This window comes from Pseudoalteromonas sp. ECSMB14103 (assembly GCF_000813065.1).
GTDB lineage: Bacteria > Pseudomonadota > Gammaproteobacteria > Enterobacterales > Alteromonadaceae > Pseudoalteromonas > Pseudoalteromonas marina.
The window spans coordinates 698,900-721,326 of the sequence record NZ_JWGY01000001.1; the positions used below are offsets into that span (position 1 = coordinate 698,900).

At 39.6% G+C, this 22,427-nt stretch carries 18 protein-coding genes; 13 read left to right on the plus strand and 5 right to left on the minus strand.

What is annotated here, in order from left to right:
- The first annotated feature begins 51 nt into the window (after positions 1 to 51).
- Complete coding sequence (clpB, locus tag RF53_RS03215) at positions 52 to 2,628, plus strand: ATP-dependent chaperone ClpB (protein ID WP_006792794.1); 2,577 nt, start codon at positions 52 to 54, stop codon at positions 2,626 to 2,628.
- A gap of 64 nt (positions 2,629 to 2,692) precedes the next feature.
- Here the strand turns inward: clpB and RF53_RS03220 are convergent, their stop codons facing one another.
- Positions 2,693 to 4,240 carry a methyl-accepting chemotaxis protein gene (locus RF53_RS03220; protein WP_006792795.1) on the minus strand — a complete coding sequence of 516 codons (1,548 nt, stop codon included), beginning with the start codon at positions 4,238 to 4,240 and terminating at the stop codon, positions 2,693 to 2,695.
- Positions 4,241 to 4,681: 441 nt separating this feature from the next.
- On the opposite strand from RF53_RS03220, the gene gshA reads away from it, so the two are divergent.
- Together gshA and RF53_RS03230 are read left to right on the plus strand one after the other, a co-directional pair.
- Entirely contained in the window at positions 4,682 to 6,259 is a 1,578-nt protein-coding gene (gshA, locus tag RF53_RS03225; RefSeq protein WP_039036608.1) for a glutamate--cysteine ligase, read from the plus strand.
- Between the two features lie 134 nt (positions 6,260 to 6,393).
- Positions 6,394 to 7,008 (plus strand): transglycosylase SLT domain-containing protein, encoded by a 615-nt coding sequence (locus RF53_RS03230; protein ID WP_039036803.1) that lies wholly within the window; start codon positions 6,394 to 6,396, stop codon positions 7,006 to 7,008.
- Positions 7,009 to 7,051: 43 nt separating this feature from the next.
- On the opposite strand, the gene RF53_RS03235 is transcribed toward RF53_RS03230, so the two are convergent.
- Positions 7,052 to 8,323, minus strand: coding sequence for an HlyC/CorC family transporter (locus RF53_RS03235; RefSeq protein WP_008132535.1), 1,272 nt, complete (start codon positions 8,321 to 8,323; stop codon positions 7,052 to 7,054).
- Positions 8,324 to 8,384: 61 nt separating this feature from the next.
- Positions 8,385 to 9,191 carry a cytochrome C assembly family protein gene (locus RF53_RS03240; protein ID WP_006792799.1) on the minus strand — a complete coding sequence of 269 codons (807 nt, stop codon included), beginning with the start codon at positions 9,189 to 9,191 and terminating at the stop codon, positions 8,385 to 8,387.
- A gap of 249 nt (positions 9,192 to 9,440) precedes the next feature.
- Here RF53_RS03240 and ffh point away from each other — a divergent pair, with 249 nt between their 5' ends.
- From ffh to tyrA, 6 genes are all read left to right on the plus strand, one after another.
- Positions 9,441 to 10,820, plus strand: a complete 1,380-nt coding sequence (gene ffh / locus RF53_RS03245; RefSeq protein WP_006792800.1) for a signal recognition particle protein — start codon at positions 9,441 to 9,443, stop codon at positions 10,818 to 10,820.
- Between the two features lie 260 nt (positions 10,821 to 11,080).
- Positions 11,081 to 11,329, plus strand: a complete 249-nt coding sequence (rpsP, locus tag RF53_RS03250; protein ID WP_006792801.1) for a 30S ribosomal protein S16 — start codon at positions 11,081 to 11,083, stop codon at positions 11,327 to 11,329.
- 17 nt (positions 11,330 to 11,346) lie between these two features.
- Positions 11,347 to 11,883, plus strand: coding sequence for a ribosome maturation factor RimM (rimM, locus tag RF53_RS03255; RefSeq protein ID WP_006792802.1), 537 nt, complete (start codon positions 11,347 to 11,349; stop codon positions 11,881 to 11,883).
- Entirely contained in the window at positions 11,883 to 12,650 is a 768-nt protein-coding gene (gene trmD / locus RF53_RS03260; protein WP_033019178.1) for a tRNA (guanosine(37)-N1)-methyltransferase TrmD, read from the plus strand. The genes rimM and trmD overlap by 1 nt, the downstream gene beginning before the upstream one ends.
- A gap of 33 nt (positions 12,651 to 12,683) precedes the next feature.
- Positions 12,684 to 13,043, plus strand: a complete 360-nt coding sequence (gene rplS / locus RF53_RS03265; protein ID WP_008132530.1) for a 50S ribosomal protein L19 — start codon at positions 12,684 to 12,686, stop codon at positions 13,041 to 13,043.
- A gap of 445 nt (positions 13,044 to 13,488) precedes the next feature.
- Entirely contained in the window at positions 13,489 to 14,622 is a 1,134-nt protein-coding gene (tyrA, locus tag RF53_RS03270) for a bifunctional chorismate mutase/prephenate dehydrogenase (RefSeq protein ID WP_039036609.1), read from the plus strand.
- Between the two features lie 59 nt (positions 14,623 to 14,681).
- On the opposite strand, the gene RF53_RS03275 is transcribed toward tyrA, so the two are convergent.
- Positions 14,682 to 15,839: a chorismate mutase gene (locus RF53_RS03275; RefSeq protein ID WP_008132528.1), complete on the minus strand. Its 1,158-nt coding sequence runs from the start codon at positions 15,837 to 15,839 to the stop codon at positions 14,682 to 14,684.
- 359 nt (positions 15,840 to 16,198) lie between these two features.
- Here RF53_RS03275 and RF53_RS03280 point away from each other — a divergent pair, with 359 nt between their 5' ends.
- Complete coding sequence (locus RF53_RS03280; RefSeq protein WP_039036610.1) at positions 16,199 to 19,210, plus strand: bifunctional diguanylate cyclase/phosphodiesterase; 3,012 nt, start codon at positions 16,199 to 16,201, stop codon at positions 19,208 to 19,210.
- Positions 19,211 to 19,225: 15 nt separating this feature from the next.
- On the opposite strand, the gene RF53_RS03285 is transcribed toward RF53_RS03280, so the two are convergent.
- A complete protein-coding gene (locus RF53_RS03285; RefSeq protein ID WP_039036611.1) occupies positions 19,226 to 19,555 on the minus strand; it encodes a translation initiation factor in 330 nt (109 codons plus the stop codon).
- A 134-nt stretch (positions 19,556 to 19,689) separates the two neighbouring features.
- On the opposite strand from RF53_RS03285, the gene RF53_RS03290 reads away from it, so the two are divergent.
- The 3 genes from RF53_RS03290 to RF53_RS03300 are packed head-to-tail and all read left to right on the plus strand — an operon-like array spanning position 19,690 to position 22,357.
- Positions 19,690 to 19,995, plus strand: coding sequence for an STAS domain-containing protein (locus tag RF53_RS03290; RefSeq protein ID WP_006794681.1), 306 nt, complete (start codon positions 19,690 to 19,692; stop codon positions 19,993 to 19,995).
- The gene (locus RF53_RS03295; RefSeq protein ID WP_039036612.1) at positions 19,995 to 21,647 is read left to right on the plus strand and encodes a fused response regulator/phosphatase; all 1,653 of its coding nucleotides are present in this window, start codon (positions 19,995 to 19,997) and stop codon (positions 21,645 to 21,647) included. The genes RF53_RS03290 and RF53_RS03295 overlap by 1 nt, the downstream gene beginning before the upstream one ends.
- Before the next feature lie 56 nt (positions 21,648 to 21,703).
- Positions 21,704 to 22,357, plus strand: coding sequence for a GAF domain-containing protein (locus RF53_RS03300; protein ID WP_039036804.1), 654 nt, complete (start codon positions 21,704 to 21,706; stop codon positions 22,355 to 22,357).
- Positions 22,358 to 22,427: the final 70 nt, after the last annotated feature.

A 22,427-nucleotide genomic window follows, 5' to 3' on the forward strand; every position in this document is an offset into this window, starting at 1 on the left:
TGCAACATACCCATTTATTAATCAATTAGATTTTTTAATAGGTAACCCCTCATGCGTTTAGATAGATTTACAAGTAAATTTCAATCTGCGCTTTCTGATGCGCAATCACTTGCCCTTGGCCGCGATCATCAATTTATTGAACCCGTTCACCTAATGTATGCACTCCTTCAACAGAGTGGTTCAAGCGTTCGTGCCTTGTTTGCTCAAACAGGTGTAAGTGCCGATGAGCTTAATACAAAGTTATCCCAAGAAATAGAAAAGCTATTCAAAGTTGAAGGGGTTGGGGGCGATGTACAGTTATCTAATAATATGGCTACGCTTATAAATTTATGTGATAAGTACGCTCAAAAGCGCAAAGATAAATTTATTTCTAGTGAGTTATTTGTTCTTGCTGCGTGCGATGACAAAGGCCCGCTTGGGGATATTTTGAGATCGCTTAATATCACTGCAACAAAAATAGAAAGCGCCATAAAAGCAATCCGTGGGGGTCAAAAAGTTGATGATCCGAATGCGGAAGAAACGCGTCAAGCTTTAGAAAAGTATACAATTGATTTAACCGAACGCGCAGAGCAAGGCAAGCTTGACCCCGTTATAGGTCGAGACGACGAAATACGCCGTACTATCCAGGTATTACAGCGCAGAACTAAAAACAACCCGGTACTTATTGGCGAGCCTGGGGTGGGTAAAACCGCCATAGCAGAAGGCTTAGCGCAGCGTATTATTAATGGTGAAGTACCAGAGGGATTAAAAAATAAACGTGTACTGTCACTTGATTTAGGAGCCTTGGTTGCTGGTGCTAAATTTAGAGGTGAATTTGAAGAGCGTTTAAAATCGGTTTTAAACGAGTTGGCAAAAGAAGAAGGCCAAGTCATCTTATTTATTGATGAAATTCATACCATTGTAGGTGCAGGTAAAAGCGATGGCGCAATGGATGCAGGCAATATGCTTAAGCCTGCGCTCGCACGTGGCGAGCTGCATTGTGTAGGCGCAACCACACTAGACGAATACCGTAAATACATAGAAAAAGATGCAGCCCTTGAGCGCCGTTTTCAAAAAGTATTAATCGAAGAGCCTTCAGTTGAAGACACTATTGCAATATTGCGTGGTTTAAAAGAACGTTATGAACTGCACCACTCAGTTGAAATCACCGACCCTGCAATTGTTGCTGCCGCGCAGTTATCGCATCGTTATATTAGCGACCGCCAGCTTCCCGATAAAGCAATAGATTTAATTGATGAAGCAGGTTCTTCTATTCGTTTGCAAATTGATTCGAAGCCTGAGTCATTGGATAAGCTTGAACGCCGCATTATTCAGTTAAAACTTGAAGATAATGCTCTCGCTAAAGAAAAAGATGAGGCAAGTCAAAAGCGCCGCAGTGAAATGCAAGAGCTTATAACCGATCTTGACGGCCAATACCGCGAACTCGATGAAATTTGGAATGCAGAAAAAGCATCACTGCAAGGTACGCAAGTAATTAAAGCTGAGCTTGAGCAAGCTCGGCTCGACTTAGACGTTGCTCGCAGAGCAAGTGATTTACAGCGCATGTCTGAGTTGCAATATGGTCGTATACCCGAGCTTGAACGCAAATTAGACTTAGCGTCACAAGCCGAAATGCAAGACATGACGCTGCTTAAAAACCAAGTAGGCGAAGATGAAATTGCAGAGATACTCTCTCGTTGGACAGGTATTCCAGTGTCACGCATGTTGCAAGGTGAACGTGAAAAACTGCTGCAAATGGAAGATAGATTGCACAGTAAGGTAATAGGGCAAGACGAGGCAGTTGTTGCGGTGTCTAACGCTATTCGTCGCTCCCGAGCAGGGCTTGCTGATCCAAACCGACCGATTGGCTCATTTTTGTTTTTAGGGCCAACAGGCGTAGGTAAAACAGAGCTTACAAAAGCCCTTGCTGGGTTTATGTTTGACACAGAAGATGCCATGGTGCGTATCGATATGTCTGAGTTTATGGAAAAACATTCTGTTGCCCGTTTAGTAGGTGCGCCTCCTGGGTACGTAGGGTACGAAGAAGGGGGCTACTTGACAGAAGCTGTTCGCCGTAAGCCATACTCGGTCATATTGCTTGATGAAATAGAAAAAGCACACCCTGACGTGTTCAATATTTTATTACAAGTACTTGATGATGGTAGGTTAACCGACGGACAAGGGCGTACTGTTGATTTTAAAAATACCGTGATCATCATGACCTCAAATTTAGGTTCAGATATTATTCAAGAGCAGGCGGGTAATAATGATTACGCAACACTTAAATCAAAAGTAATGGATGTATTGATCAGTGAATTCAGACCTGAGTTTATAAACCGCATTGACGAAACCGTGGTATTTCATCCGCTAGCGAATCAGCACATTAAAGAGATTGCTGATATTCAGTTAATGAAGTTACGTGAACGTTTAACTGAGATGGGGTACTTACTAGAAATTAGCGATGCGGCGCTCGATACTATTGCTGCAAGTGGGTTTGATCCTGTATACGGCGCACGTCCATTAAAGCGGGCCATTCAACAAACAATTGAAAATCCGTTGGCGCAAAAGTTACTTAATGGTGATTATATTCCGGGATGTGTCATTGTTATTGATGCTGGCAGTGATGGGTTAGTATTTACTAGCCGGTAAATAATTATAAAAACCGCTTAGTTGCCTATCTCCTGAAACTAAGCGGTTTTTTAACCTATAATGTTTATACTTTAAAAGTTAATAGCAAGTCATTTACTTTTCGTGAGCCTTCAACCAGTTCTGCTGCACCTTTAGCTACTTCAAAGCTTAAACTCAAATTGTTATCGCCAAAGGCTTTAATATCAGTCACATTGTTGCTGATATCGTTACTCACCATTTGTTGCTCTTCTGCTGCAGACGATATTTGAATGGCTAAATGCGATATTTCACTAATTTGAGAAAAGATACCTTCTAGCTCCACTTGCGTTTTTTCTGTGGTACTAACGCAATTATCGGCTTGCTCTTTTGTGTCTTGCATCACTTTTGACCAGCTAAATAAAGTATCTTGTATTTCTTTTATTGAGCTGTGAATTTGTGTTGTAGCACTTTGTGTACGAGACGATAAAGTTCTTACTTCATCGGCAACGACAGCAAACCCTCTGCCATGCTCACCCGCTCTAGCTGCTTCTATTGCTGCGTTAAGTGCAAGTAGGTTTGTTTGATCTGCAATGCCTTCTATTTCACTCATTACCTGACCAATCTTATCAGCTTCTGAGGCCAAGCTACTTGCGGTGGTTGCTGCATGCTCAACTTGCACTGCTAGTTCAGAAATCATATTACTATTATCAGCAATGTGTATTTTGATTTCAGAGCAACTGCTATGCGTTGCGTTTACTTTGTCTGCCGTTTCAGCTGTGTTTACTGAAATTTCGCCAATGGTCGATCCCATTTGAGTCATCGCAGATGCAATCTGTTCCAAGCGCTCACCCTGAGAAGCAATTCCTTGCTCTGTAAGTGTTGATTGTTTGTCTAAATTAGTCGCAATACTATTAAAATTAAGAGTTGAATCTTTCATTCGCCCAAGTACAGTACGCAACTTGGCATTTAGCAGTTGTTCTTTGAAGTCACTAACGCTGTGGGCTGTGGTACCGCTGTATATATAGCGAGAAACAGAGTCCGATTTAGCTTTATGCTCGCGCAATATTTTAGGGGTTGCAACAAGCTCATCGTAATTTAGGGCGATTACTAATATACAAACAATAACATTAAGTAAAGCAATGGCTATTGGAGCAAATACTAAAGAGCTTATTAACCAAAGTAACACACACGCTATGGTGATACTCTGCCTAACTCCAGTTTGTTCGCGAATACTGAACAATGATTTATTAGCATTAAGGGTGTTGTATAAGCTTTGCGCTTTATTTTTGAGTGCTTGACTCGGTTTTGTTCTTACTGATTGGTAGCCAACCAGCTGGCCATGTTCAAAAATTGGCGTAACAAAAGCGTCAACCCAATAGTAACGGCCATCTTTACAGCGATTTTTTACCATGCCGCGCCAAGAGTGACCTTGTTTTAATGTTTCCCACATTTCTTTGAACGCTGCTTTAGGCATATCTGGGTGGCGAACTATATTATGGTTTTTGCCAACAAGCTCTTGTATTGAGTAACCAGCAACTGTACAAAATTCTGTATTAGCGTAGGTAATAACACCGCGTAAATCGGTTGTTGAAACAAGCTCTTGTGACTCATCAAAATGAACTTCTTCATTAATTAATGTTTTATTACTGTGCATTGCATTCACTATCATCCTTTTTAATTAACTGAAGTATATTCAGTTATTTACACAAAGCAAAATTAAAGCTCGATTATGTTTATATTGACGATGAATTGAATGCTTTATTGATCTATATCAAGATTTCTGTGGTTAATAACGTCAGCGAAATAAAATTGAATTCTTTAATCGAAATAACAGGTCTCCTATCCGCATTGGTTTAATGCTTCATTGCATACCGTGTTATTAGTAAATACCTTCGTAAAGCAATTGTATAAAGTAAATAGCAATGGCAAGATTACAACATAATTTTACGAAGATAGTTAAATCAAGCGTATGCTCAAATTAGGGATTTTAAGACTAATTGAAAAAACTAAATGGTTCTTAACAATTTAATCTTGAGTAATCGGTAATTAGCCCCCATAACCGTATGATTACGCCACGTGGCCCGAGGAAATATTTTTGACAACACAAGATCTAACAAATGCGCTTAACGCGTTATCGACTGGTGAACACCAAAACGCAATTAAAGGCATTAAACGTGGCATTGAACGAGAGTCGCTAAGAATACAAAGCAACGGTGCTATATCTCCTACAGGTCATCCTAAAGGGGTAGGGAGTGCACTAACCAATGGTCATATAACGACTGACTTTTCTGAATCTTTACTTGAATTTATTACACCGGTTAGCGAGTCATCAACGCAAACATTAAAGCAACTGCGCGATCTTCAAAAGTTCACGCTTGAAAATATGGGTGACGAACTGCTTTGGCCTATCAGTATGCCGTGCTTCATCAACCACCAAGACGATATCGTACTTGCTCAGTTTGGTAGCTCGAATATAGGCAAAATGAAGACGCTTTACCGTGAAGGGCTAAAAAATCGATACGGCAGTATGATGCAGGCTATTGCTGGCGTGCATTTTAATATCTCTTTTCCAGAGTCACTTTGGAAGTCTCTGCATTCGTTAAAGCAAAGTAATACGAGCTTGCAGGATTTTATATCTGATGGTTATTTATCGCTGATAAGAAACTTCAAACGCGAGCTGTGGCTTATTAGTTATATGTTTGGCGCATCGCCTGCCCTGTGTAACTCATTTTTGCAAGGTCGTAAAACAGATTTACCTTTTAAAAAGTTAGGTAAAGGTACCTTGTACTTAGAGGTCGGCACTGCACTGCGTTTAGGTAACTTAGGTTACACAAACAGCGCACAATCGTCCTTGCGTGTCATGTATAACTCGCTTGATGAATATGTTGCTGGTTTGAAAAAGGCCATCAATACGCCATCAGATATATACAGCGACATTGACGACTATACTAGCGAACAGCCAAAACAGTTAAATAAAAATATTCTGCAAATAGAAAATGAATTTTATTCGCCAATTCGCCCTAAACGTAATGCGAACAGTGGTGAGACGCCAACAGATGCACTATTGAGAGCGGGTATAGAATATGTTGAAATTCGTGCATTAGACGTAAACCCATTTAGTGAAGTGGGTATCGATATAGAGCAAATTCACTTTTTAGATGTATTTTTAACGTATTGCTTATTAAAAGATTCACCAAACATGGATTGGAAAGAACAGGCTCGCAGTACTGAAAATTTAGATGCGGTTGTAAATCAGGGGAGAGAGCAAGGGTTGATGCTCAACGATAATAATACTCCGCGTAGCCTGCAATCTTGGGGGAATCAAATATTTGCTCAATTGACTGATGTTGCAAAGTGGATGGATAAAGCTTACGGCGTAAGTTATTACTCTGAAACAATTGAGCGAATGAGCACGTGGGTTAATGATCCTTCGCTTACTTACTCTGGACGATATGTAGCAAAACTAAAAGAGTCAGGTTTAGACAATGGTCACTTTGCCTTAGACTTAGCAAACCAGTATAAGCAAAGCCACATAGACACAGATTACAGTGAGTTTTTAAAGCCGTGGCTCGAGCAGCAAGTTGAGCAGTCAAATGAAGCGCAGCGTAATATAGAAAATGCAGATGCGCAGTCGTTTACAGCGTTTTTAGATGAGTATTTTCATAAAAACTGATACCCAACATGCACGCAAAAAAACGCAGCCTAATATGGCTGCGTAAATAATATTCAGGGATGAAACAATGCTATACAGCTGCATTAATTATTACGACCAACACTTTTTATAAAAGTTCAGTGAGAACACAAAAAATGAACAAAAAAGCACTTATTTTATCTCTCACTCTCGCTTTTACCCTTGCCGGGTGTGCTACAGCGCCACCTAAACAGCCAAATGATCTTTGTAAAATTTTTGAAGAAAAGCCTGACTGGTATTTTGATGCAAAAGACGCGCAAGACAAGTGGGGCTCTCCTAAACATGTACTCATGAGCATGATGTATCAAGAAAGTTCGTTTAAGCACGATGCAGCTCCGCCTATGGAATATTTTTTATGGATTATACCAACAGGTAGAGCAAGCTCAGCCTACGGTTATTCACAAGCTAAAACGCCTACTTGGGCTGATTACGTTCGTGAAACAGGTAACAGCGGGGCAGATAGGGATGACTTTGATGATGCAATCGACTTTATGGCGTGGTTTGTTTATAAAACGCATAAAGTAAACGGCATTTCAAAATGGGATGCTTACGCTCAATATCTTAATTATCATGAAGGCTGGGGCGGATATAAACGTGGCACATATAAGAAGAAAAAATGGTTAATGAGCGTAGCCAACAAAGTAAAAAATAGAGCAAGTCGTTATGGCACGCAATTAAAGCGATGTGAAGATGAGCTCGATAAAGGCTGGTTAGAGCGGTTATTTACATAATCGCACAACAGCGTGAATAAGGAGCCTTATGGCTCCTTATTTGTTATTGACGAGTACGTTTTTTAGGTTGTATTTTAACCTGTTTAATCATGTTTTCTTTTACTTCGAGTACTTCTAATGGGTATCCCGCAATACGTAAACTGATATTTGCGTCAGGAATATCTTCTAAATATTCAACAATTAAGCCGCTTAATGTTTTAGGGCCATCAAGAGGAAAGTCCCATTCCATTTCTTTATTTAAGTCACGGACGTTTGCGCCACCATCTACAATAAACGAACCATCAGGTTGTGTTGTCACTTCTTCACTTGGCGTACGTGTTTGAGTGGTCGTGAAATCCCCCACCACCTCTTCTAAAATGTCTTCAAGGGTTACTAGTCCTTGAATATCGCCGTATTCATCAACAACTATACCAATTCGCTCTTTTGATTGTTGAAACTTAAATAGTTGTGTATTTAACGATGTGCCTTCGGGGATAAAGTAAATTTCGCGAACTGCACGCAATAGTGACGGTTTGTCAAATTGCTCTTTTGTTAAAAGTCGCAGCGCATCACGTGAGTGAATAAAACCGACAGCATCATCAATATTATCGCGATACAACAAAACACGTGTATGTTGCGCATGTGTTAGCTGGCGGCTAATTACTTTCCAATCGTCGTTTATATCAATCGCCACAATTTCGTTACGTGGAATCATAATATCTTCAACAGTAACTTGTTCTAGATCTAAGATAGAAGTCAGCATGCTTTGGTGACGAGCAGGTAATAAAGCACCTGATTCGTTCACGACTGTTTTTAATTCTTCTTTGCTCATGCTGTGCTCATCGATTTGAGCTGCACTAATACCAAATAAACGTAATATGCCGTTAGTTAGCCAGTTAACAACTACAACAAACGGAAACATGATTTTCAGCAAGCCTTTGAGTATCACTGAGCTTGGAAAGGCTACTTTTTCGGGGTAAAGGGCTGCGAGTGTTTTAGGCGTAACTTCAGCAAATATAAGCACTACCAAGGTAAGTACACCTGTTGCTATTGCGATACCTAAATCACCGTATAGGCGGATACCTATAATAGTGGCAACTTGAGCTGCGGCTATATTTACTAGGTTGTTACCAATTAAAATGAGGCCAATAAGCCTATCGGGACGGCTAAGTAATTTACTGACTCGTTTAGCTGCACGGTGATCTTGCTTTGCAAGATGTCGCAGGCGTATACGATTGATTGACATAATCCCAGTTTCAGAACCAGAAAAATAAGCAGAAAAAAGTACCAATAATCCTAATGTGATAAACAGGGTACTTGTCGATATGTCGTCCAACGATGGATCCTTTTTTTATAAATCAATGCGTATTAAGCTAGAGTGAGCAACTAGAGTCAAGTTAAAACTTGTTTAGTACGACTTCTTGTACAAAACGGCTGCCAAAATAAGCTAATGTGAGGACAAATGCTGCAACCATGATGGTAATTACCACAGGTTTACCACGCCAACCTTGTTTAATATGGCCAAGGGCGACTACAACAAAAATAGCCCATGCCACCAACGAAAGTATGGTTTTATGGATAAACTCTTTGGCAAACATGCCATCGAGAAATACAAATCCGCACACGAGTGCAATTGTAAGCAGCGCAGTACCAAGATTAAGCAGTTGATAAAGCTGGCGCTCAACAACCATCAACGGAGGTAAATGGCTATGCACAATGGCGAGGTCTTTGCGCTTAAGGCGTTTATCTATAAAGTAAAATTGCACGCCGTATAAGGTTGCAATAATTAAGATACAGTAAGCGAGTAGGGAAAGTGATATATGGGCAACCAAACCAAGCTCAACATCTATACTTTGCAGCAATATATGATGGGGTATAAATAAGCTTGCAACAGATAAAAGCGCTGCAAAGCCATACACTACGGGCAATAATAAAGTGGCTGGAAATTTTAAGGAGACAGCTGTTACAGACACAACAATAACCCAACAGGTTAGCAGTGCGACATTTACAATGCTTAGATCTTGACCGTCAGAACGAAACACCGAGTTCACCAATAACAACATATGCGCCAATATAGCGACGGTACTCAAGATAACAGTTACTTTTTGGTTTGGGCCTTGTTTATGAAAAAGCCGTGAAAGCACGTGTGACGTTGCTAGCACATAAAATAAACTGGTGATAATAGTTAAACTGATGATCAGCATTTTGCTTGGGCCACTTAATTTGAGTCAAAAAATCCTTGCAAGTACAAACGTATTGTATTTTATAGCAACGCAAATGAATAGACCTTAAAAAAGAAACTTAATTCACTGCACTTGAACACTGTATTGTCCACCACTATTTACGGTATACTGTTTTTAATTCAAATTTAATAATATCAATGTCATTAGTCGAGCTAGTAGCTAAATCGGCTGGGTAATTAAATTGGTATAACGTTTTATCGGAACCGATACATGTTTGAGAATCTCCAAGAACGATTAGGTAAAACCTTAAAAAATATCAGTGGCCGTGGCCGCCTAACAGAAGACAACATTAAAGATACTCTTCGCGAAGTGCGCATGGCCTTTTTGGAAGCCGATGTGGCTTTGCCAGTTGTTCGCGATTTTGTAAAGCAAGTTAAAGAACGTGCAGTGGGTGTTGAGGTAACTAAAAGCTTAACGCCTGGGCAAGTGTTTGTAAAAATTGTGCGTGAAGAGCTTGAAAAAGCGATGGGCGAAGCAAACGAAGAGCTGAGCTTAAACGCACAACCGCCAGCAGTTGTTATGATGGCTGGTTTGCAAGGTGCCGGTAAAACGACCAGTGTTGGTAAACTTGCTAAGTTTTTAAAAGAGCGCAAGAAAAAATCAGTGCTTGTTGTTAGTGCCGATGTTTATCGTCCTGCAGCAATAAAACAACTTGAAACGTTAGCCACAGAAGTTGATGTAGATTTCTTTCCAAGTGATATTTCACAAAAGCCTGTTGATATTGCTACTGCGGCTATTACACACGCTAAAAAGAAATTTATTGATGTTGTATTAGTTGATACAGCGGGTCGCTTGCATGTGGATAGCGACATGATGGATGAAATTAAAGATCTTCATTCAGCTATCAACCCAATTGAAACATTATTTGTTGTTGATGCTATGACGGGTCAAGATGCGGCAAATACTGCAAAAGCATTTGACGAAGCTCTGCCACTTACTGGTGTGATATTAACTAAAACAGATGGTGACGCCCGAGGCGGTGCTGCTTTATCTATTCGTCATATTACAGGTAAACCCATTAAGTTTATGGGTGTGGGTGAACGTACAGACGCACTTGAACCTTTCCACCCTGACCGAATAGCATCGCGAATTTTAGGCATGGGTGATGTACTTTCATTAATCGAAGAAGTCGAAATGAAAGTGGATAAAGAGCAAGCTGCCAAAGTTGCCGAAAAAGTATTTAAAGGCGCAGGCTTTACGCTGGATGACTTTGCTGACCAGTTAAAGCAAATGAAAAATATGGGCGGCATGATGTCGATGCTTGATAAACTTCCTGGTATGTCTAATTTACCTGACGCGGTAAAAGGTCAGATGGGTGATAAAACCTTCATTCAAATGGAGGCTATCATCAGCTCTATGACAAAACAGGAGCGAGCTCGTCCAGAAATCATTAAAGGGTCGCGTAAAAAACGTATTGCAGCAGGTTCTGGTACACAGGTACAAGAGATCAATAAGTTGCTTAAACAATTTACGCAGATGCAAAAAATGATGAAAAAAATGAAAGGCAAAGGCGGGATGCAAAAAATGATGCGCGGTATGAAAGGCATGTTGCCACCGGGCATGATGGGCGGCGGCGGTCCAAAATTTTAGATTTTTAGTAAGCGTTGCACTTAAATTAATCACAACGCATACAAAAAAGGAGCAAATTGCTCCTTTTTTGTTGAATAATTTATGCACTCGGTACTGCATTAACTCTAATTTTTAGCCTAGATCACGGTTTAACCTACTAAACTGGCTTTTTGCTTCACTTCTTACTTGCGTTATTGCTAAAAACTCGTACAATTCACCGGCTCCCCATACTGGGGAGTAAATCTTATTAATGAAAACAGTCAATCTATTTAGAGGACGGTATGGTAACTATTCGTTTGCAACGTGGTGGCGCTAAAAAACGCCCTTTCTATCAAATTGTGGTTGCGGATAGCCGTTTCTCGCGTGACGGTCGCTTCATCGAGAAAGTTGGTTTCTTTAACCCAATCGCTTCGGGTCAGGAAGAAAAACTTCGCTTAGATTTATCTCGTGTAGATCACTGGGTAGGTCAAGGCGCAGGTCTTTCAGATCGTGTAGCTAAATTAGTTAAAGACGCTCGTAAAGCGGCTTAATAGGCGTAAGTGTAACCATGAGTCAAGAGAACACCTCATCAATAATTGTCGTAGGAAAGCTCGGCGCCCCTTATGGTATAAAGGGCTGGCTTAAGGTACATTCATTTACTGATGATCCCGCAGGGATCTTCGATTTCAGCCCGTGGTTGATAGGGCAACAAGGTAAATGGCAGTCCTTAGAAGTGGTCGACTGGCGTCGCCACAACAAAGGCTTTATCGCTAAATTTGCGCAAGTAAACGATCGAGACGAAGCAATGGCTTATACCCATGCAGAAATCTCAATGGATGCAACGCAATTACCAGAACTACCGCAAGGTGAGTTCTATTGGCGAGATCTCATTGGCATGTCGGTTGTAACTGATAAAGGTTATAACTTAGGCACTGTTGATGACTTGATGGAGACAGGGTCAAATGATGTACTGGTTGTGAAAGCAAACAGTAAAGATGCATTTGGTCAATCGGAGCGTTTAATACCTTTTTTAACTGATTCAGTTATCAAAGATGTTAAATACGACGTAAAAGAAATTACCGTAGACTGGGATCCTGGGTTTTAATGACTCAAACTAGTTCATTGTGGGTTGGGGTGATAAGCCTTTTCCCGGACATGTTTGACGCAATTACCCAACAAGGGGTTACTGGTCGCGCAGTAAAAAATGGGTTAATTAATTTTAACTGCTGGAATCCACGTGACTATGCTTTAGATAAGCACAGAACTGTAGATGATCGTCCTTACGGGGGCGGACCAGGTATGTTAATGATGGTTAAACCATTGGAAAAAGCTATTCTTGACGCTAAAAAAGCGGCAGGTGATGGTGCTAAAGTAATTTATATGTCCCCACAAGGGCGCAAACTTGATCAGCAAGGGGCTAGCGAACTCGCTAACTCTGACAAACTGATTTTGATTGCCGGTCGATATGAAGGTATAGATGAGAGAATAATAGAGTCATACGTTGACGAAGAATGGTCAATTGGTGATTTTATTTTGAGTGGTGGTGAACTACCTGCCATGACATTAATTGACGCAGTAGCGCGATTGGTGCCAGGCGTGTTAGGTCATAACCAATCAGCAGAGCAAGATTCATTTTCGGATGGCTTGCTAGATTGCCCTCACTACACACGACCAGAAACATTGGACGACAAACAAGTTCCTGCTGTATTACTCAGTGGTAATCACCAAGCGATAGCAAGGTGGCGGCTTAAGCAGTCATTAGGCAGAACTTGGATACGACGTCCTGACTTGTTGCATAACCTAGCTCTGACTGAGGAGCAAGCGGTATTACTCGCAGAATTTCAGCAAGAGTACCAAAAAGCTTGTGGCTAGAAGACAGTTACACCTAGGAAAGTGAGAAACATAATGGCAAAAGTAAACCAAAATATTATTAAAGCGCTTGAAGAAGAGCAGCTTAAAACAGACGTACCTGCATTTGGCCCTGGTGATACAGTGGTTGTACAGGTAAAAGTAAAAGAAGGTGCTAAAGAGCGTCTACAGGCCTTTGAAGGTGTTGTAATCGCTAAGCGTAATCGTGGTCTTCACTCAGCATTCACAGTTCGTAAAATCTCGAACGGTGAAGGTGTTGAGCGTGTATTCCAAACGCACAGCCCTCTTATCGATAGCGTAACAGTTAAGCGTCGCGGTGCAGTTCGCCGTGCTAAGCTTTACTACTTACGTGAGCGTTCTGGTAAATCTGCACGTATTAGAGAAAAACTTAACTAATACGCGCTGTTTATCAACGCAAAAAACGGGTTGCAGTCTTCGGATTGCAACCCGTTTTCGTTTTTAAGCGGTCTAGATTTTTATTGTAATGTTAAGTGGCGCAGGCAATATTAGGTATTTGAAATAGATTGACTCAAAAAACGTTTCTTTTTTTATGAACTGCAGCTTCGGTTTAAAACGTTTTACTGTTCCTACGCTATGAGGTTATCGATATTTAGCCCACTACTAACAAAACTGAAGACTCATTGAGCAGGCCTACAAAAGCTTCTGAGATGTTGCCCATAATCTAACCAATAACATAAATTCACCGTTGGTTTTAACCTTGCTATATGTGATCAGCCCTTTTAACGTCTAACGTATCCTGTTAGTATTTATCGTATTGATTAGTTTACTTTTATGTAAATATAAATTTACGAATTTTGATTTTTTCAAGGTGGGATTAGACGTGGCAAATATAAGTGATTTGGCCCAACTAAGACAAGGTATAGATGAATGTGATGCGCAGCTTGTTGCCTTACTAGCTAAACGTAATGGTATTACCCAAAAAATTGGTGAGATCAAACAGCAAACAGGTGCGCCTTTACATGCACCAGAGCGTGAAGCTGAATTACTAGCGGCTAGGCGCCAAGAAGCAATTAATCAAAATGTAAGTCCTGATCTAGTTGAAGATATTCTCAGACGGATGATGCGTGAAGCATATCAAAACCAACAGGCTAAGTTAGCGTGTGCAGCGCCATCACTTTCACCTATTGTTATTGTGGGCGGCCAAGGGGCGATGGGGCAGTTATTTGCCCAACAATTTATGCGCTCAGGTTATGACGTCAAAATATTGGACAAAGAGCAGCAAGATGATGCCCAAAGCATTTTAACCGGTGCAAAACTGGTAATGATCAGTGTACCTATTAATGCTTTAGAGTCTGTAGTTGCTAAACTACCAAAACTAGATGATGACTGTTTACTCGTTGATATAACCTCGGTAAAGCAATCGCCAATTAAAGCATTAAAAGCAGCTCATAGTGGTCCAGTTGTTGGTTTACACCCTATGTTTGGGCCTGATATTTCACATTGGGTAAAACAAACGGTAGTTGTATGTGAGGGCAGAGAGCATAAGGCGGCAAAAGGGCTATTAGAGCAGTTACAAGTGTGGGGGTGTCAGCTTGTAGAGCTAGACGCTAAAAAACACGATGAAGCCATGCAAATAATTCAGGTAATGCGACATTTAACAACGTTTGTTTATGGGCAGTTTTTAGCAAAGCAAAGCCATACTTTAGCAGAGTTACGAAGTTGCTCGTCGCCGATATATCAATTAGAGCTAATGATGGTAGGGCGTTTGTTTGCGCAATCACCTGAGCTTTATTCCGATATAATGTTGGCTCAGTTTGATGACGTTGAAAGTTTGTTAGCTCAATACCAAGATACCTTTGCACAAACGCTTGAAAAGCTTAGGATAGGTGATAAAGCAGCCTTAATGGAGGCATTTGCAGATGCTAAATCATATTTTTCAGACTCAACTGCGCATTTTTTAACACAAAGCCGCAGTTTACTTAATAAAGCGAATGACGCTAAGGTGCTCGACTAGTTTTACATCAAATAAATGTAAAGGGGGCACATTTTGTGCCCTTTTTTAATAGTCTATATTTAAGTATTCACACTAACAGCTTGTAATGTTTCACTTTGGTAGCAACCTAATATGCGCACATATTGGGTATGTTCTTTAAGTTCCTCTAGCGCTTCTTTTACTTGGGTATCAGCCAAGTTTGCTTCTAAATCAACATAAAACACTTCTTCCCATGGGTTGCCTGGGGTAGGGCGTGATTCCAGTTTTACCAAGTTTATTTTGTGTTGCTTGAAAATCATCAGTGCATCAGCAAGTGAGCCGGCTTGTTGTTTGGTCGACATGATCAAGCTAGTCTTCGTAGGTATTTGATTCGACACATGCAAAGGCTTACGCGCTACGACTATAAAGCGGCTGTGGTTTTCGCTTTGATTAGCTAAGTTTGATTTAATAACTTCAAGGCCTACATTTTTACCAGCTTGAGCTGAGCCAATTGCAGCACTATTTGGTGTACTAAGCGCAGATTGAAGCGCTGAAGATGTTGAGTCACATGTTTCATGTTGCAAATCCCCTAACCCTTGTAAAAAGCGGCTACATTGCGCGAAGGGTTGTGGATGAGCAAATACTTTTGTGAGCTGTTCAAGTTGTGTATCAGGTTTAGCTAATAAGCAATGCTCAACACTGTGTGTCACTTCACCAACAATAGATACTTGTGCGTGTTGTAGTAAATCAAATACTTCGTTAATACTGCCTGAGCTGGTATTTTCAATAGGAAGTAATCCAAAGTCTGCTTGCCCGCTTTCTACCTTGGAGGTGATTTCTTCAAACGATGAACACCCAATTTCGACGAGTTTGCCGGGGCGACGGCTAAAGTACTTATGGCAAGCAAGTTGGCTATATGAGCCTTGCCCACCTAAATAAGTAACACGGTGTGTTTCGCTTAATGCATCAGGGTTTAGGTTTTTTTGCAGCATTGCTTGCTGGTGTAATACGGAGTCTTCTAGGATTGTTTGAAAAACATTGTTTACATAATACGCATCTAAGCCAAGTGACTTGCCATAACCAATTAATTTTTCTAGTAGTGCTAGTTCACGGGCTTCATCACGAATAGGCTTGTTATTTGCAATTTTATATTCAACAACACCATGACTAATACGGCGCCGTTTAGCTAGGAGTACGAGTAAGTCAGAGTCTATTTCATTTATATCATGTCTTAATGTGTTTAATACATCGTTGGTCATTTTGGGGTTCCTCATTCCAAAAGTCATATGCGTAAATGCAGCATATACAAAAAAGCCTCCCGGTTGGGAGGCTTTACTATTCGATTGATTTATCTCACAAACAGGCCAGCCTCTTTTATTTAAAGAAGCTAAAAAAAGAAAAAATAATGCGAGAATAAAATATGTTCATGCAGTTAATGTATGGAGAGTTAGGGGTAATGTCAATAACATACTTTACTAAGATAGTGCTTAAGTATTGATTATTTCAACTTTTGTAATTTTTTTATAAAGTTTACAAAAAATTTATAATAATGAATTTGAATCTGGTATATTTCATTAACAGCTAAATAATAACAACTATTAATAATTAAGGTTGGCTTGTGCTATATAGACGCCCTCCATCGCGTTTTGGAATAAACTCTTTAAGTGTGAAATTGTCGTTACTCATATCCTCAATTTGTTTAATTGCGGGTGTTTGTGCTGCCTTTTTTATGCTTAAATCTGAGGAAAAGCAGCTGGTTTTTGAAGAGCACGAAGTACTAAAAAGCTCGACCGATTTATTAGTAAGGCAATTTAAAGAACGAATAGAAACAAAAGTTAACATTGCTAAGCAAGCTAACAACATAGTTAATGAGCAGTTATTTCAAAAAAACTCCCCAATTGATCTAACCAGTAAAGCACAATTACAGTTTAATAGTGATGGCACTATTCGAAGCGCTTCATCGGATGGTTTATCTGCCGCGTTTTTACCACAAGAAAAGTTCACACCTTTTTACAAACAGTTATTTAATAACTCTGAAGCACTATGGGATGTTATCTCACCAACATTAGTTTATGACTTCTACAATTTTTACCTTATAACCAATGATGACTTTATCAGAATATCGCCGCCTAATTGGGCGTTAAATGCTCCTGCTGATTTTCGAGTAAGCGGTGGTTCAACTTATAAGTATGTTCGCGAAAGTTTAGGCAACTCTGTAGAACCTGAATGGTCAAAGGTTTACTACGATAGGGTATGGCATGATTGGGTGATCAGTTTACTGGTCCCTATTTATTCGAATAATGAATTTATAGGGGTTACAGGCAGTGATATTACGCTTAATAAACTCGTGTCTTTTCTACCTATAGGAGACAAAGAAAAAAACTTACTTGTTTTTGATAGTAAAGGCCAATTATTAGCCCACCCAGATTTGAGTACTTCATTACTTGCTGAATACGGAAAAAATAATAAAAAAGTGGCTATGGACGAGTTTGTAAACCCTCAGCTCAAATCAATTATTAGTGAGGCAATTGCGACAAAGCTTCCAGAATATGCAAGTTCTTTTTTACAAAATGACGAGGCACACTTAATCAATATTCAAAAAATTGATCAGCTAGATTGGTACATAGGGGTTTATAAAAAGCGTTCTTCTACATTATCTGCTCTGCAAGATTTGAAACTTAAGTTTTTTGGTCTTTTTATTCTTTACGCTATTTTAGTTGCCTTGTTATTGCATCAAGCCTTGCAGCATCTTGTGTTACGCCGATTGCATTCACTTGTTTATGCGGTATCGAGCTTTGGTCAGGGCAAACTAGATACTCAATTTCCAGAAGAGAACAAAGACGAAATTGGTACGCTTAACGGTTCGTTCAAAGATATGACGGTTGAAATTCGTAAATTAATAGATGGACTTAACCAGCGAATAACTGAAAAAGAAATAGCCGAAAAAGCAGCTAATCGATTATCAAAAGCCGTCGCTTTCTCTGGCACAGGTGTTGTTATAACTGACGAAAACTTTGTTATCGAATACGTTAACCCCAAAATGTTAGAGATGACAGGTTATCCAGAAAGTCATTTCACGCGAGCGCCACTTTTAAACATTATTGCGTCTGATATGGCTATTTTGGTTGAAGATATTGATATAGACCTACGTAGTCGTAACTATTGGCGCGGTGATACGTTAATTGAAAGCAAAGACAAACAGCCTATTTGGGTTTCATTGAGCGTTTCACCGATACGAGAGGAAGGCGGTAATATCACAAGTTATGTTGCTTCCGCACAAGATATCTCGTTTGTTAAAGAAAGCCAGCGCAAAATGGAACAGCTCGCTTATTTTGACACGCTAACAGGTTTAGCAAACAGAACCTTCTTCAGAATGCAGTTACGCAAATCTCTTGCGCTTGCAGAACGTGGCCATTATGCCTTTTCACTTTTTTACTTTGATTTAGATGAATTTAAGCGAATTAATGACACCCTTGGACATGACGCAGGCGATCAATTATTAATACAAGTCGCGAATAGACTGAAGAAGCGCCTAAGATCGGAAGATACGATTGCACGTTTAGGCGGCGATGAGTTTGCAGTATTACTCAGTGGAATTGAAAGCCAAGAACACGCAACCGATGTGGCAAATACAATCCAACAAACGCTTAATATGCCTATTATGCTAGGAAATAACGAGGTAATTATAAGCGCGAGTATTGGTATTACTATGGCGCCATATGACAGCCTCGAAGAAGATCAATTATTAAAGCACGCGGATTTAGCAATGTATGAGGCCAAAGAGAAAGGGCGAAATACGTTCCACTTTTATAGCCAAGAGCTAAATGCAGCCGCAAATGAGCGCTTATTTATTGAAAACGAGTTGCGTATTGCGTTAAAAGAAGATCAGTTTGTGGTTTATTATCAGCCGCAGATAGATAGTCGTACTCAAAAGGTTGTAGGGTACGAGGCATTATTGAGATGGTTCCACCCAACAGAAGGTTTAATACCGCCAGATAAGTTTATTCCTATAGCTGAGGCGACAGGGCTTATTGTTGAATTAGGTGAGTGGGTATTACAGGAGTCATGTGATTTCGTTGTGAGATTGACAGAGCAAAACCGTGAAAATAACGTATCGATTAACTTATCTGCTCGCCAATTTAAAGATTCGAATCTTGTGCCGACCCTAAGTAAGATGATTATTACATCGGGCGTATCGGCTAAACGATTGCATTTAGAGTTAACTGAAAGCATGTTGATGGGGAACGTAGAGGCTGCTATTGCTCAACTTCATGAGCTAAAAGCACTAGGTATTTCTATCTCAATTGATGATTTTGGAACGGGGTATTCTTCGCTTAGTTATTTAAAACGCTTCCCGGTAGATATACTCAAAATAGATCGTTCATTTGTGCAAGATATCCCAGAAGATAGCAATGATATGGAGATTACTGCCGCTATTATAGCAATGGCTCAAAAGCTTAATTTAGATGTGGTTGCTGAAGGGGTAGAAACCATAGAGCAAGTTGAGTTTTTGCAAAACAACAACTGTTTTATAGTGCAAGGGTACTATTACAGCCGGCCAATCCCTGAGTCTGATTTACCAGATTTATATCTAAAGCTGGGTGAAGTACCATTTAAAAAAGTAATGTAGATTTATAATTGCGGGTTAACCACCCGCAATTTTCACTTTAAACTTTAAGCCCTCTAAAATTGCTTTTAACTTCTCTCGGTCATCGCCTTGGACTTCTATAACGCCTTCTTTTACAGCGCCACCTTGGCCCATTTTACTTTTTATTGTTTTAGCTAACTTTTTTAAGTCATGATCTTTAGGGTCTATGCCAACAACAAGCATTACGCCTTTACCTTTACGGCCTTTTGTTTGACGCTCAATACGAACAAAACCATCTTTGAAAAGCTTAATATCAAGCTCTTTTTCTGGTTTTGGCTGGTCAATACGTCCAGTGCTTGTTGAATATACTAAGTGACTATCTGTCATGGTTTACCTTATTCAGTCAAAATGTATTAAGTAATGGCGTAAATGATAGCAAATTTGCTGTTGTGTGTTTTTCTTTTTGCTAAATACTTTTAACAGGTTATATTTAGTCAAAGATACATTTAACGGAGAAATCGATGAATTTAACTACCCGTACATCAGCCGATGGGAAAGCGCTAACAATACAAATAAAGGGAAAGTTTGACTTTAATTTAGTGCAGTCTTTTCGCCAAGCCTATGCTCAGATAGACAGTAGCACTAACAAAGTGATTGTAGATTTAAGAGAAACTGACTATATGGATAGTTCTGCACTAGGCATGCTTTTAAATATGAAAAAAACATTAGAAGATAAAGTGACTGTGTTTGAAATCACTAATTGCCAGCCACAGCTGAAAAAAATATTACAAATATCGCGCTTCGATAAGAAATTTGATATTAGCTAATGGCAGCACACGTTCTTATTGTCGATGATCAGGCATTAAACCGTATTTTATTAAGTCAAATGCTCAAAGATGAAGGTTATCAAGTATCGATGGCCTTCAACGGCCAAGAAGCAATTAAAGTCCTTGAGCATGAAGCCATAGACATTGTGTTACTCGATGTAATAATGCCGGTTATGGATGGTTTTGAGACAGCCAAAATAATAAAAAATAAATACAGTGAAGTTTATTTACCTATTATTTTTATTACTTCGTTAGACGACAAAGCAAGTTTTGAAAAATGTTTAGAAGTCGGCGGGGATGACTTTATCCACAAGCCATTTGATAAAGTTATTCTTCACGCAAAAATTAAAGCTCATAGAAGAACTCGTGAGCTAAGCAAAAAAGCCAACCAACAAAAAAAACTACTCGAGTATCACCACAATCAAATTGAACGTGAACACGAAATAGTGGAACACATATTTAATAATTCACTCGAATATCAAGATGATTTTAAGCAACATCTAGATTTTAATTTATCGCCAGCATCCATGTTTAATGGTGACATGTTTTTAGTTGCACAAAGTCCCATTGGTAACTTGTATTGCATGCTGGGTGACTTTACTGGGCATGGCTTGGCAGCTGCTATAGGTGCGCTACCTGTCTCTCGCGCATTTTATACAATGGTAAATAAAGGTAAGGCCGTTAATGATATTGCCTTTGAGCTAAATACACTTCTTTACAACCTGTTACCGGGGCATATGTTTTGCGCGGCTACCATTGTGGAGCTCAGTGCGTCAGGAAAAAGTATATCAGCGTGGCTTGGTGGCTTACCCGATGCATATTTGATCGATACTGAAGGTAATATAAAAAAGACATTAGAATCTCAACACATGGCATTGGGTATATTAGACAAACATGAATTTGAGTACGATTTAATACATTTTGAAGTAAATAGTGATACACGTTTAGTTTTTGCTACCGACGGCATAACAGAAACCACTAATAAGCAGGACGAGTTTTTTGCTGAAGAACGCTTTATAGCATCATTAAAAAGTAAGCCCATGATCTCTTGTGAAGATATAATTGCTGATGTGAGTGATTTTGCGCAGGGCTTACAACAGCAAGATGATGTAAGCATTGTCTTGCTTAACTGTTTGCCTTTGCAGGTGGAAGAAAAGCCGAGAGAGCCTTTTTCAACGCTTGCCTTCAATTTGTCATTAAGCCTTAATTCAAAGCAAATTAAGCAAACCGATCCTGTCTACGATATTGTCAATATTCTTAGCCGAATTGAGGGATTAAATGATCATCGCTCAAACATTTTTTTACTCCTTTCTGAAGCTTATAACAATTCACTTGATCATGGTGTTTTAGGATTAGACTCCGCAATAAAGCTGCAAGAAGACGGTTTTTTTAAGTTTTATGAAATGCGTGAGAAAGCCATAAGTGAGTTAAAAGATGCCATGATCATTATTGATATACGCTACTGCCCAGAAACACTCAGTTTGTATTTTATCATTTGTGATTCGGGGAGGGGGTTCAGTAGCCAATCAAATGATGAAATGAGTGGCAATAATGAATTTGGGCGAGGTCTTTCACTGCTTGAAGAAATTGCAGAAAAAGTCACATATAACGCCAGTGGTAACCAAGTTGAAATGTCCTATAAGTTGATCTAGCTCTGTGAAAATATCCATGCTATTATTTCTGGAAAATTAGATGTATGGATGGCCAAATGATTTCTTCTTATTTAACCCAAGCGCAGTTGCGCGTTAATGCAAACTTAATTACAGCCGAGCTTGAAAAGCTTGAGCACTATCTAGCGCATACATCTTTACCAGAAACGCGTTGGCAGTATCAAATACCTGAATTAGGTGAAGGCGGGGCGTGTAGCTTATTTGGTTACTTGCAAGATGAGCCTTTTAACCTTGCTGATTTTATAAATAAAGATAGCAATACCAAGCTTGCACAGCTACAAAGTATTGTTAACTATGTACACGCACAAACGGGTGTTGACTGGTATGGTATTTATCAATCAACGGACACAGACGAAGGTAAACAACTTTTAAAGCTTGCTTATCATGGTGTACCTAGCCGCCCTCTATTTCCGCTTACAGAGGCCTTTGCTGCAGGAAGCAATAATGTTCAAGTGGCGTTATCACAAAAAGGTCGCATTATTAATAATGTAGAGAAGTATTTAGCACAAGGTGGAGAGTATTATACCTGTGACCCTAAAGTTAAATCTGAAGTATGTTTGCCTTTATTTAATGCCCAAAATGAGTGTGTAGGTATTATTGATGCTGAAGCATTTGATAATGACTTTTTTGATGACAAAGTTTTGGCCATTTTAATTGCGTGTTGTATTAAAATTCCTCACTCACTCGTGTAAATAACACTAGTCAACGTGATGTGCTTTTATGTTAAGCTAAGCTTAATTGCTAACCCATAAATATAGATAA

What these genes read in the sequence shown, in the direction of transcription:
- rpsP (WP_006792801.1), top strand. Translation starts at nt 11,081, where the DNA reads ATGGTAACTATTCGTTTGCAACGTGGTGGCGCTAAAAAACGCCCTTTC.
- rplS (WP_008132530.1), top strand. Translation starts at nt 12,684, where the DNA reads ATGGCAAAAGTAAACCAAAATATTATTAAAGCGCTTGAAGAAGAGCAG.
- RF53_RS03220 (WP_006792795.1), bottom strand. Translation starts at nt 4,240, where the DNA reads ATGCACAGTAATAAAACATTAATTAATGAAGAAGTTCATTTTGATGAG.
- rimM (WP_006792802.1), top strand. Translation starts at nt 11,347, where the DNA reads ATGAGTCAAGAGAACACCTCATCAATAATTGTCGTAGGAAAGCTCGGC.
- RF53_RS03230 (WP_039036803.1), top strand. Translation starts at nt 6,394, where the DNA reads ATGAACAAAAAAGCACTTATTTTATCTCTCACTCTCGCTTTTACCCTT.
- ffh (WP_006792800.1), top strand. Translation starts at nt 9,441, where the DNA reads ATGTTTGAGAATCTCCAAGAACGATTAGGTAAAACCTTAAAAAATATC.
- RF53_RS03300 (WP_039036804.1), top strand. Translation starts at nt 21,704, where the DNA reads ATGATTTCTTCTTATTTAACCCAAGCGCAGTTGCGCGTTAATGCAAAC.
- RF53_RS03290 (WP_006794681.1), top strand. Translation starts at nt 19,690, where the DNA reads ATGAATTTAACTACCCGTACATCAGCCGATGGGAAAGCGCTAACAATA.
- trmD (WP_033019178.1), top strand. Translation starts at nt 11,883, where the DNA reads ATGACTCAAACTAGTTCATTGTGGGTTGGGGTGATAAGCCTTTTCCCG.
- clpB (WP_006792794.1), top strand. Translation starts at nt 52, where the DNA reads ATGCGTTTAGATAGATTTACAAGTAAATTTCAATCTGCGCTTTCTGAT.
- RF53_RS03240 (WP_006792799.1), bottom strand. Translation starts at nt 9,191, where the DNA reads ATGCTGATCATCAGTTTAACTATTATCACCAGTTTATTTTATGTGCTA.
- RF53_RS03285 (WP_039036611.1), bottom strand. Translation starts at nt 19,555, where the DNA reads ATGACAGATAGTCACTTAGTATATTCAACAAGCACTGGACGTATTGAC.
- RF53_RS03275 (WP_008132528.1), bottom strand. Translation starts at nt 15,839, where the DNA reads ATGACCAACGATGTATTAAACACATTAAGACATGATATAAATGAAATA.
- RF53_RS03295 (WP_039036612.1), top strand. Translation starts at nt 19,995, where the DNA reads ATGGCAGCACACGTTCTTATTGTCGATGATCAGGCATTAAACCGTATT.